The sequence below is a fragment of the Lysinibacillus sp. FSL M8-0355 genome, from assembly GCF_038008985.1.
Classification (GTDB): Bacteria; Bacillota; Bacilli; order Bacillales_A; family Planococcaceae; genus Lysinibacillus; species Lysinibacillus fusiformis_D.
This window is the reverse complement of record NZ_JBBPAI010000001.1, coordinates 721,215-732,149: the sequence shown is the minus strand read 5'-3', so window position 1 is coordinate 732,149 and position 10,935 is coordinate 721,215. Positions and strand designations below refer to the sequence as shown.

13 protein-coding genes and 1 pseudogene are annotated in these 10,935 nt (G+C 36.0%); 1 reads left to right on the top strand and 13 read right to left on the bottom strand.

The window, feature by feature from the left end:
• Positions 1-177: 177 nt before the first annotated feature.
• Positions 178-340: pseudogene (locus MKY46_RS23780) on the top strand (IS30 family transposase); the annotation flags it as partial.
• Positions 341-478: 138 nt separating this feature from the next.
• Here the strand turns inward: MKY46_RS23780 and MKY46_RS03430 are convergent.
• The 13 genes from MKY46_RS03430 to MKY46_RS03370 form a co-directional block, all read right to left on the bottom strand.
• Positions 479-802, bottom strand: coding sequence for a hypothetical protein (locus tag MKY46_RS03430; RefSeq protein ID WP_036121050.1), 324 nt, complete (start codon positions 800-802; stop codon positions 479-481).
• Between the two features lies 1 nt (position 803).
• Complete coding sequence (locus MKY46_RS03425) at positions 804-2,495, bottom strand: motility associated factor glycosyltransferase family protein (protein ID WP_036121053.1); 1,692 nt, start codon at positions 2,493-2,495, stop codon at positions 804-806.
• 188 nt (positions 2,496-2,683) lie between these two features.
• A complete protein-coding gene (locus MKY46_RS03420; protein ID WP_203582523.1) occupies positions 2,684-3,493 on the bottom strand; it encodes a flagellin N-terminal helical domain-containing protein in 810 nt (269 codons plus the stop codon).
• 181 nt (positions 3,494-3,674) lie between these two features.
• Positions 3,675-3,893: a carbon storage regulator CsrA gene (gene csrA, locus MKY46_RS03415; RefSeq protein ID WP_036121069.1), complete on the bottom strand. Its 219-nt coding sequence runs from the start codon at positions 3,891-3,893 to the stop codon at positions 3,675-3,677.
• Complete coding sequence (gene fliW / locus MKY46_RS03410) at positions 3,893-4,336, bottom strand: flagellar assembly protein FliW (protein ID WP_036121072.1); 444 nt, start codon at positions 4,334-4,336, stop codon at positions 3,893-3,895. Before fliW ends, csrA begins: the two co-directional genes overlap by 1 nt.
• Before the next feature lie 14 nt (positions 4,337-4,350).
• Positions 4,351-4,914, bottom strand: coding sequence for a DUF6470 family protein (locus MKY46_RS03405; RefSeq protein WP_036121075.1), 564 nt, complete (start codon positions 4,912-4,914; stop codon positions 4,351-4,353).
• Positions 4,915-4,974: 60 nt separating this feature from the next.
• Positions 4,975-5,877, bottom strand: coding sequence for a flagellar hook-associated protein FlgL (flgL, locus tag MKY46_RS03400; protein ID WP_036121078.1), 903 nt, complete (start codon positions 5,875-5,877; stop codon positions 4,975-4,977).
• A gap of 61 nt (positions 5,878-5,938) precedes the next feature.
• Positions 5,939-7,531: a flagellar hook-associated protein FlgK gene (gene flgK / locus MKY46_RS03395; RefSeq protein WP_036121081.1), complete on the bottom strand. Its 1,593-nt coding sequence runs from the start codon at positions 7,529-7,531 to the stop codon at positions 5,939-5,941.
• Between the two features lie 14 nt (positions 7,532-7,545).
• Positions 7,546-8,046, bottom strand: coding sequence for a flagellar protein FlgN (locus MKY46_RS03390; protein ID WP_340833777.1), 501 nt, complete (start codon positions 8,044-8,046; stop codon positions 7,546-7,548).
• Positions 8,047-8,073: 27 nt separating this feature from the next.
• Positions 8,074-8,334, bottom strand: a complete 261-nt coding sequence (gene flgM / locus MKY46_RS03385; protein WP_036121087.1) for a flagellar biosynthesis anti-sigma factor FlgM — start codon at positions 8,332-8,334, stop codon at positions 8,074-8,076.
• 121 nt (positions 8,335-8,455) lie between these two features.
• Positions 8,456-8,869, bottom strand: coding sequence for a TIGR03826 family flagellar region protein (locus MKY46_RS03380; protein ID WP_036121090.1), 414 nt, complete (start codon positions 8,867-8,869; stop codon positions 8,456-8,458).
• A gap of 79 nt (positions 8,870-8,948) precedes the next feature.
• A complete protein-coding gene (locus MKY46_RS03375) occupies positions 8,949-9,539 on the bottom strand; it encodes a ComF family protein (RefSeq protein WP_340833776.1) in 591 nt (196 codons plus the stop codon).
• A complete protein-coding gene (locus MKY46_RS03370; RefSeq protein ID WP_340833775.1) occupies positions 9,536-10,903 on the bottom strand; it encodes a DEAD/DEAH box helicase in 1,368 nt (455 codons plus the stop codon). The genes MKY46_RS03375 and MKY46_RS03370 overlap by 4 nt, the downstream gene beginning before the upstream one ends.
• Positions 10,904-10,935 lie beyond the last annotated feature (32 nt).

The window sequence follows — 10,935 nt, the reverse complement described above, 5'->3', positions numbered from 1 at the left end:
TTTACTGTTTCACCAACACCTAGAGATTTCAAATCATTACAAACTTGGTTTAAATACAATATATATATACAAATTAGCCATCTAACCAAAAAGTTAGAGTAGATGGCCAGTCGTTGTGCATACGAGAAGGTGCAATTTTTTATTCCGGGCTTAAAAAGAACTAATCTTTCAAGTCTATTTTGGGATGCTTATTCCGCTTGGCAACGCATTAGTAATGAAAATAGAACGACTTACTGCGCGAGTTCTTCCTAAGAAAAAGAACTTCGATTACGTAACACTAGATGACATGAAGCAAATACTCAATTTCATAAAGAATCAACCAAGGAAATGCCTAGGCTGAAAAATGGCATATGAGGCGTTTCGGGATGAACTGTTGCACTTAATTTGACAATTGATTGAAAATAAAAAACACTTTTTGATTTTAAATATACTTTCAAAAAGTGTCCTTAGTTTAACTATTAGCTAATAACTATTATTTTCAAGCTACAATTTTCATAAAATACGGTAAGATTTCATATTCAAAAATATCAGCTACAAGGACAAAATCCTGCTTTTCTAAACCTTCATTGATAAGATTTAAAAATTCATCCAATTGATTTTTATCTAAATTCGTATTGACCCCTTGGTCAGTTAAAATTTCTTCCATTTGTTTAATCCACGTAATACCTTCTGAGAAATTCAGGATTTCATTTAAAGCCATGGGAATTTTATGAGTTCTTAAATTATCTGCAATATATTGTATTCCTGCCGGTATTTTTGCTACATATTTAAAATATTCATCTGCAATCTCTGTTTTATCCATGTTAACACCCTCCGAATTCATCTAATGCAACTCTAGTAAATTTCAATGATTTTTCAGTTGCCTCTAACATATTTTCATAAAGATACATATTTTGTTTATGAATTTGTTTGAAATTATCTATTCTCTCTTTTTGTTTTTTATCCGTAGTCATTCTAATTACATCCATAGTAATTGGATCAACAATTCTTTCCATTATAACTTGTGGATAATACGCCTTCAATTTTGAATCTATTTTATCTAATTTTTTTAATGTGCTAGTTGTAAAAACAGTATTATTTCTCTCTTCTTTTAAAAGATGCATCGCATCCACTAGTAATTTTTTAATTTTTAAATAGACTTCTATTTCTTGATTCATAAATTCTACATAATTTTCTTCATTATCATTTAGATCTTTCTTAAATTCCAACTTAGTAATGTTATTTGTAGGATTAAGATTAATATAATTTTCACAAAATACTACGAAATCTAATTGTGGCATACCATTAATCTTTACACCACCTTCAGTACAATTATAGATTTTATGATGATGCTGTAAGTTTTGATATAATTTTTCTAAACTTTTTCTCATACTATTAAACTGGTGATTCGTCTTTACAGTTTCTCCATAGTACCCTTCTACTTCAAAGGCCATATCTTTCTTAAAAAAATCATCTGTTAACTCACTGTAATGGTTATTATTTTCTGCGTGGGATTTATTGTTCGTATATGCAAGATCTTGTCCAATAATTGCTATAGGTCCTGTACTAATTTTACTTGCAACTTCTAATGCAGTAATAGCAACTGTACCACCAGTTGATAGCATTGGTAAATCTTTCCCTAGACCTTCTTTAATACGTTTTTGTATACTATCTTCTCCATAAAAACAAAAGCTATAGCGCTTGCCTTTAAAATCTCTTGCTATTTTCCATGCATTCCCTAATCCATAAATTAAATCAAACTCATAACTTTTAATGTTTTTAAAGTGTAAATAGTTATTTTCTCCACCATCCATTGTTACTACATAATCAGGAATAATATCTGCAGCCAATAAAGAATTAATTGTAGAACCAGCACATATTATCAAACATTTATTCTTCATCTTTTTTAACAATGGTAACTGTTTTGTTAATGAAGGACCTCCCGAAGCTAAAATTACCGGGCAATCATATTTATTGAAAAGTGCTTTTAAACTTTGATCGTTATGAACATAGTATAAATTCATAATGTAATTTTCTTGCCATAAATCGCCAAAGAATCTTATTGTATTCTCATTTACTATATCTTCAATTTGAACATGGCGAATAAAATCTAGAAATTCTTTATATTCTCTGTCAAAAATTTTATCATAATTAGGTGAGAGTAGAATATTGACCTTACGATCGAATTCAGCAATATAATCTTCTGAACGCTTACAAAAGTCTTGTAAATCAGTAAAAATCCCCTCAATTTTATCCTTATTTTCAATATTTAAACTAGTAAATAAAGGATCGTAAACTAAAATACCTGTATTCCCATACTTTTTTACAATAGTATTAACTATATATCCTAGGCCAAAACCAAATAATATATTTAAATATCCTTCTTTATAGTTATTATTTATGTATTTTTCAGCCTCTGCTTCTGGATTGTAATTACTATGTAAAAAATATCCATTCACTTTTGCATTAGGCTTATTATTTCTTGTTTGTAAATAAATTATATCTAACTCTTCCATAAAGTCGTCTCCTTGCTTCACTTAGTAAGACTATCCTGATAAAAGGATTTTTAGTAGTGTTCTTTAGAAAAATAATATACTACTTCTTTGTTTATATCGGTATAAAAAAGGATTTTTAAATTTTTTATAAAAAAAAGCTTGAACGAGTCCTCGTTCAAGCTTTTAATATTATTCTAAATGTTAGTCAATTATTGTAATAATTGAAGTACACCTTGTGGTTGTTGGTTAGCTTGAGCTAACATAGATTGAGCAGCTTGCATTAAGATGTTGTTCTTAGTGAAGCCCATCATTTCTTTCGCCATATCTGTGTCACGGATACGTGATTCAGCAGCTGTTAAGTTTTCAGATGTTGCACCTAAGTTATTGATTGTGTGCTCTAAACGGTTTTGAACAGCCCCTAAATCTGAACGTTGCGAAGAAACTAATTCTAAAGCACTGTTGAAGTTTTTAATTGCTTTGTCAGCTTTTGATTGAGTATCAATTGTACCGCTAACTTTTAATCCTTTTGTATCCATAGTAGCGATTTTTAATGTAATTGCTTGTCCATCATTAGCACCGATATGGAATTTCTTACCAGAGAATGAACCATCTAATAAGTTTTGAGTATTGAACTCTGTGTTTTTAGCGATACGGTCGATTTCTGATTTTAATGCAATTACTTCTTTGTTAAGTGCTGTACGGTCTGCTGTTACGTTTGTATCGTTTGCAGATTGAACTGCTAATTCACGCATACGTTGTAGGATTGCGTGTGTTTCGTTAAGTGCACCCTCAGCAGTTTGGATTAAAGAGATTGAGTCTTGAGCGTTTTTAGTAGCCATATCAAGACCACGGATTTGTCCGCGCATTTTTTCAGAGATTGCTAAACCAGCAGCGTCATCGCCAGCACGGTTTACTTTGTAACCAGAAGATAATTTCTCAAGGTTTTTAGAAGCTTGAGTGTTGTTGAAAGCAAGGTTACGGTGTGTGTTTAAAGCTGAAATGTTGTGTTGAATTCTCATTTGGAATTCCTCCTTGAATGTTTGTTTTGTTATCCCACATCCGTGTGGAATTTAGGAATAGGTAGTATGTATATACTTCCTGCCCCCTACAAACTATATATCGTAATTAGTTGGAAATGTTTAATAGTCTTTTAGAAATTTTTTTATTTTTTATGTAATAGTTTTAAACAACCTATATCTCTTATTTTTTCTTCAATTGCGCTAAGAAGTTAGTTGTTGAAGAAAGAGCTTCTTTATTTTGAGCTTGTATTGCTTCAAAAACTTCCGAACGATGTACTTTCACTGTTTTCGGTGCAACAATCCCCAGTTTGATTTGGTCACCCTCAACTGCCAATATTTTTATTTCAACTTGATCACCAATCATAATAGATTCATCTTTTTTTCGCGAAAGGACAAGCATTATTTGGCACTTCCTTCCAATGGTAGCATTGGATAGCGTAATGGAAAGGCTTTATTATCTTGAAGAACAATTTGCTTCCCACGTTTCTTTTCAATATTTAAAATAACGGGTGCTAACAAGTTAATAGTAGAATCTTTGAATGTTTCCTTCATTGTGACAATGGCATATGTAAGAACATCTTCTTCTTTTTCAATTTGTAATTGCGCACGATCTTCTTCGCTAATGTCAAAGCTATAATCTTGTTTGAATGCAAATGGATAGGCAACAACAAAGCCAATTTCAACATTCTGCACAGATTGAAGTAATGCAAGTGGCAGATCAACATCGATTGGGAGTAATACGAACTCCCTTTCTTCTTCTAATCCAAGTAAACCATGTTCAAATGTAAGGATATCTTGTTCACCAATTTCTACTTCTCCTAAAAATTTAGTAGCAATTTTCATTTATAAACTCTCCTTTAAATGATGACATCGATGTCAACATCTGGTCTTTGTATCATTGTACCAGTTACTTTTCCTGGTGTGTATTCGTGTATAGGTTTGTTCACTTTAGCGTCAATTACTGGTTCTCTTCGTTGAATATTGACATCCGTTGTACCTGGTGTGTAATTAATTTTGACTGATCCTACGGATGGTACAAATTTGACATTAAATTGTACACGGTGTGGACCGTGGTTTTGTTTAGCTATATTTTGAACTATTGCCCGTCCTTGATCTTTTCCAGCGTTCTCCATCATTTGACGTCCCTCTTGTGCTCTGCGTGCCATTCCTTTTATTGCCTCTTGTTTTCCTTTTTCTGCGTAATTTGCACTTGATTCTAAAGGACCAATCATTCCTATGTCTCTTCTTGCCTGTGAGGAGTCAATTTTCAAAACACTTCTCGTTGTATTTATATCTAAAATAGCGGCTGGTTGTTCAATACGCTGTGTCGCCTTTGGCTGTTCAATATGCTGCTGAGGTTTACCAATGTGAAGATCAATTTTGGCATCGATTGTACGAATTTGTATTTGTGGTAGCCTCACAATACTAGCTCTCCTTTCAAGAAAAGCGTTTGAACAAAGTGTCCAAACGCCTAAATTATATTAACGGATAAAATCCACTAATGTTTGTTGAATGATTTTAGAACCTACTGAAAGTGCAGCCTGATGAATAGATTCATGTGTAACCATTTCAGTAATGGCCTTTGCATAGTCGACAGACTCATTATCCCTGAGTTGTTTTGTGACGTTAACCTCACGTATACCTAGTCGATTTTCCATCATTTCTACACGGTTTTGCCGTGCACCGATATCTGCCTGTGCTTCTAAAACTTTATTATGCATGGCTGTAATATCATCATTTGTAGTAGCTGAGGATACCCCGCCAAGCATGCTAGCAATTTCTTCACCTGTTTTTGTTGGGTCGCCTAATAAATCCGAAATTTTCCCCATCATATCATCTATATTATTAAATAGATCTTTCCCTGGGGTATTCACAGAAAGCTGGATACCATCATATATTTCTATTTTTACACCTTCTTGATTAGTATTCGGATTTATGGCTCCACCAATAAATAAAGGCTCGTTAGTTCTAGTTCCACTAAATATGTAACTGCCACCAATATTCGTATTTCCTACATCCTGTAATTGTTGGCGAATTTGGTCAATTTCTTTTTTTATTTTGTCACGATCCTCTGATGTATTTGAATCAGTGGCAGCTTGAATAACAAGTTCACGAACTCGCTTCATTTGCTCGCCAACCTGATTAAGAGATTCATCTGTCGAATCCAACCAGCTACTTGCCGTAATCGTGTTACGAGTGTATTGCTCTACTTTAGCTAAATCTCGACGATAGCCCATACCCTTTACTGCAATAACTGGATCATCGGATGGACGAGTGATTTTTGAACCTGAGTTTATTTGGTCCTGTAGCTTAGACATTTTACCATAGCTGTTATTTAAATTTCGTAGCATGTTATTTGATAGCATTGATTGTGTTACACGCATTTTGTAAAAAGCCTCCTTCTTGTAGGTTGATAAATTGGTCATTATTTACTTGATTCTATTGTTATAAACCAACTCGGCCCATACCGTTAATAATTTTATCCAATGTTTCATCGACAACCGTAATCATACGTGCATTTGCATTATACGCCTGTTGGAAAGTAATCATATTTGTCATTTCTTCATCTAAAGAAACAGCACTTACAGCATCGCGACTATTAGATACCATCAGAAGTTGGGATTCAGAAGTCGCAGCTATACGTAATGCCTCTTCACCATCTACACCAACTTTTCCGACGATCGCTTGATAGAATGATTGTAAGCTTGCATTATCTATATCTGCATATAATTTATGCTGCATATTGGCAAGTTCGTAAGCATTCTTACCATTTCCTTCTTCTGTTGGGTCAGAAGATGCTGCTAAAAGGTTAGGATTTTTTAAGATATCTTCATTAACCTTGATTCCACCAGCACCAGTTCCTTCAAAGAAAACGCCGCCTGGTTTCGAAGGATTTATGATGTTTCCATTCGCATCTTTTTCTTCAAGGGTATAACCTTTTGCATGCTGCGCATTGAATTCTTTAATAAATGCATTGGCTAATTGATCTAATTTTTGTAAAGTTTCTGTGTAGTATCCTTTAATATCGCCACCCGCACTTTGATAACCATACGAATTAATTAGTGAAAGTAATTTTCCTTTAGATGCTTCAAAATCTTGCTGTTTAATAGCCGTTTGTGTACTAGTGACAGCTCCAGCTTCATGCGCATCTAGAGATTCCAATCCTGTTAACTGTAATTCAGAGAAAGAATTTGTAATATCATCACCTGTCACTTTAGTACCATTCGTACCCATTGCTGTAAATTGAGCAAAATCTTTACCGTTTACTAGATCTCTGATAACGCCATCATTACCTTTATAAGTAATTTTCAGGCTTCCTTCAGCAACTTCTGAGGCAAGACCACCAGAAGGTATTCGTTCAATCGATACTGGAATATACTCATTTAATTTATCAACTAGAGTATCACGCACATCATATAAATCATTTGGTACATGGCCACTAGGTTCAACCTCTTGAATCTGCTTATTAACGGCAGCAATCTGTTTAAGAATGGTATTAACTTGAGTTGTCGAAACATTAAGTTCATTTCCGAGATTACCCTGAATCATTTTTAACTGTTTATCAAGGTAATTTAAAGAATCAGCTAAGTGCTCCGCACGACTAATGGCTACTTTACGTGAAGCACCATCTGCAGGCTTCGTCCCCACATCTTCAAGTCCCTTCCAAAACTGTTCGAAAGCTTTATCTAAACCGAATTCCGAAGGTTCATTCATGACATCTTCCATTTGAGAAATGGCATTTGTTCTAGATTCCCAATAACCTAACTTATTCGTCTCTTGACGATATTGACGGTCAATAAATTCACTGCGAATACGTTGAATCGAGCTTGCTTCAACTCCAGTACCAAGATGTCCTGGATAAGTAGGTTGGTTTAAGCCGGCTGTTGGAAAACCAGGTGTTGCTTGCATGTTTACTCGTTGGCGTGAGTAACCTAATGTGTTGGCATTGGAAATATTATGTCCTGTTGTGTATAAAGCTGTTTGTTGTACGAAGAGGCCGCGTTTACTTGCTTCTAGGCCCATAAATGTTGAGCGCATTTTTCTTCCTCCTTTTAGGCTTGTGAATCGAAATATGATTTTTTAGCTATGTTATTTGTGCCGTGAACCTCGTTGCTAGAGTAGTTCATTTGCTCTGTGCGAGGTCTTACAGCATCTAATGTTAGGTTGACGATTTGTAGTGATTGGAACACAAGTTTTTGATTTAAGTCATTTTGTTTTCGTAGGTCATTGATAATTTGCAGTAAACGATCGCGAACTACTGATAAGGTTGCTTTGTCAGCCTGTTGGTCAGCAGCCTCGATGACATCTGCGACAGTCATTTTGTCAGATGAAGCAAGTCCCTTTGCTTCGAGGTAGTCCGTTACCTGTTTCTGACGCTGTTGCTCGAGCTTATCGATGGCCGCTATGTGTGCCTGCTCATCCTTGAGCAATTGGTCTAGAGCTTCGATATCACCAGCTTTAATGATTTCTGTTTTTTTCAAGGCTAGTTCAAGTAAACTTTTATGCATTCTCTCTAGCATCGTTAATGTAGAATTAATCGCTTCTACAGACATATCGCTATACACCCTTTCTGCTGTTCCCTAGAAACGATAATATTTCAGCATATCCTCTGCTACTTTGCGAGCATCTACTTTGTATTCACCAGAATCAATGTCTTTTTTCAGCTGTTGTACGCGGTCAGCTCGCTCTGTACTGTATGTTGATACGCTTTTCATATCCTGAGCAGCTTTCGAAATCTCAATTTTATCAGCAAAAGATGCTTTGTTTGTATCTGATTTAACGTTACGTACTTGGTTTTTATAGGCGTTTACTGCATTAATTCCATAAGATGTAATTTTCATTTTGAACCCCCCCATCTAAAAATCTTATCTTCCTATTATTTCGGATTGTCTCACATAATGTTAAGTTTTCACATATAAAAAAGTGTGCTAATTTTGTTTAAAATTAACACACTTCCCGTTATTAGCGTTTTCGCTCTGCGTGATAGGTTACACGATCGCGTTGCTCTACACTGTCGCGGAATTCCTTGGCTGCTTCAAATGTACGTAAGTCTGCCTTTAATTCATCTTGACATTTTGTACAAAGCTTGCCTGTTGTTGTCAGGTGACCACAGTTATCACATGGATAGCCAAGGTTAGGGAACATGGCTGGCTGCAAGCGGCCTTTACGAACCCATTTATACAATAGCTCCTCTTCTGCTCCAGTTGCTTCTACGATACGCTCAACTGTTGCTGCACGGTTCTCACGTTTACGAAGGAAGCGATAAACGATTTGATAAAGCTCTTCCTCCGATTGTGCACACTTATGACATACTTCTCGGACCCCTGTATAATTAAAAAATTCATTACATTTTGGACAATTGCGAACCTCAGCCATCTGCTTTTCCTCCTCTTTCAAGAAATCTTATCTACGAATGCTATACCCATCATCTATTATACATAATACGTTGGAAAATTCATCCTTCAATTAATGTGAAGTATTGGACATTTTTAGCACCCGCCTGCATTAGCACATCTGCGGCATGCTGAATGGTTGTTCCTGTAGTTTTAATATCGTCAAAAAGAAGGTAATCTTTATGCTCTACTTGTGAGCCTACCTTTACGCGAAAAAGAGGTGCTACATGTATGCGCTGCTCTCTATTTTTGGAGCTTTGTGTCTCTGTTGTTGTCTTTTCTAATAGCTGAATGTACGGAATAAAAGCTGCCTTTAATAGTTCCTCTGTGTGTGAGAAGGTACGCTCCTGTTGCTTGAGGGGATGCATGGGAATTGGTAGAATCATCGCTTTCTCTTTTCTAAATCGAGCATAAAGCTCCTGTCGAAATACTTTTGCAAGAGCTACATCCTGAAGAAATTTAAACTGATGTAAGTAATCTTTCATCGCGTCATTATACTGATAGAGTGCTGTAGCTGACTGTGAATGTTCAAAGCGAGCAGCACACCTATCACATATAGTCGGTGAAAACTGCTTTGTTAACAGTATTTTCCAGGACATGGTTGATGTCAACGGCTGCGAGCAAATTAAGCAATGCGATTCTATTTTATTCATTGGGGAAATCCTTTTCTATTATATAAAGCAATTTTTGCACATGCCTCATCCATCTCTATTGTGATGCCGTGATGAAAGAACAAGACCTCACCAGCAGGAAATTGTCTATCCCGCCCAACACGACCCGCAATTTGAATAAGAGCGTTGGCAGTAAAAATCAATGACTCTGCTCCGATTACTGCCACCTGTACATTGCTAATTGTAATGCCTCTTTCTAATATAGTTGTAGTTAATAATCCTGGAACTTCTTTATTTCTTAGCTTCAGCACCTTTTCCTTTCGCTCCGAATCTGCTGCATGCACAGCTACTATCTTTTCATCTAGCAACTGAAAAAGGGGTTCTGCTCTATTCATTAAGGCGATTGTTGGAAAGAAGATTAAAAATGGCTGCTTTTGGCTAAGACGTTCCTCTGTCCATTTTTTTAACCTTTTGGGGATCGTACCTCGCTGGAAGCTTTTATCATAGCCCCATAAAGCACGCACTTGAGGAACTGGCAATGGATGATTGTGATAGCGTTTTGGAATAAAGGAGTAGCTTTCTTGCTGAAAGGCATGTAGTAATGATGGTGATGGGGTTGCTGTAACAAATACAATAGGAGCATGTTCTTTTTTAGCCTTTCCTACTGCTCTTTGTAGGGTTTCATCAAATGTATAAGGAAAAGCATCTGCTTCATCGACAATGATAACATCAAAAGCCTTGTCAAATCGGTAAAGCTGATGGGTCGTTGCTATAACCATCTGGGCATAGCCATGTTGTTGTGAGACACCACCGTATAATGCATGAATAATAGTTTCAGGGAATACTTGCTGGAAGCGTGGCGTCAATTCCAACACTACATCTGTGCGTGGTGTTGCAATACAAACACGTAGCCCTCGCTTTAGCGCATCATAAACCGTTGGAAAAAGTAGCTCAGTTTTTCCAGCACCACACACTGCATGAATTAAATGCGAACGCTTTGCTTCCACACTTGCTAAAGTTTCATTTGCAGCCTGTTGTTGGAGTTCCGTGAATTGCCCTGCCCATTTGAATAAATGCTTGTACGTCTTAATGGCTTTAGGGCCAATCCAAACCATCAAATTCGTACAGCTGCTCACCCTCCCCATTTTGATACAGTGCCGACAATATAAACATTGTTGCTGGCATTTTGAACAATCAAATAGAGTGAATAATTGCGGGTTTGTATTGTGGCAGCGATTGCAACGAATAACTGGCTTCATTTGAATTCCTTCTATTAAATTAAAATATTTTCGCTCGATTGCGTTATCAATATGTGCTGATGAATATGGAGAATGGTTTTTTAACCAAATGCGACCTTCATGGAAATCACGTAATGCCGGTGGTAACAGCCAACCTTTATATTTCATAATTTCTCTCCCTCCATAGAAAAAAGCCTCTA

Coding starts and splice junctions, on each gene's coding strand:
- MKY46_RS03430 (WP_036121050.1), bottom strand. CDS start 802: ATGGATAAAACAGAGATTGCAGATGAATATTTTAAATATGTAGCAAAA.
- MKY46_RS03425 (WP_036121053.1), bottom strand. CDS start 2,495: ATGGAAGAGTTAGATATAATTTATTTACAAACAAGAAATAATAAGCCT.
- MKY46_RS03420 (WP_203582523.1), bottom strand. CDS start 3,493: ATGAGAATTCAACACAACATTTCAGCTTTAAACACACACCGTAACCTT.
- csrA (WP_036121069.1), bottom strand. CDS start 3,893: ATGCTTGTCCTTTCGCGAAAAAAAGATGAATCTATTATGATTGGTGAT.
- fliW (WP_036121072.1), bottom strand. CDS start 4,336: ATGAAAATTGCTACTAAATTTTTAGGAGAAGTAGAAATTGGTGAACAA.
- flgL (WP_036121078.1), bottom strand. CDS start 5,877: ATGCGTGTAACACAATCAATGCTATCAAATAACATGCTACGAAATTTA.
- flgK (WP_036121081.1), bottom strand. CDS start 7,531: ATGCGCTCAACATTTATGGGCCTAGAAGCAAGTAAACGCGGCCTCTTC.
- MKY46_RS03390 (WP_340833777.1), bottom strand. CDS start 8,046: ATGTCTGTAGAAGCGATTAATTCTACATTAACGATGCTAGAGAGAATG.
- flgM (WP_036121087.1), bottom strand. CDS start 8,334: ATGAAAATTACATCTTATGGAATTAATGCAGTAAACGCCTATAAAAAC.
- MKY46_RS03380 (WP_036121090.1), bottom strand. CDS start 8,869: ATGGCTGAGGTTCGCAATTGTCCAAAATGTAATGAATTTTTTAATTAT.
- MKY46_RS03375 (WP_340833776.1), bottom strand. CDS start 9,539: ATGAATAAAATAGAATCGCATTGCTTAATTTGCTCGCAGCCGTTGACA.
- MKY46_RS03370 (WP_340833775.1), bottom strand. CDS start 10,903: ATGAAATATAAAGGTTGGCTGTTACCACCGGCATTACGTGATTTCCAT.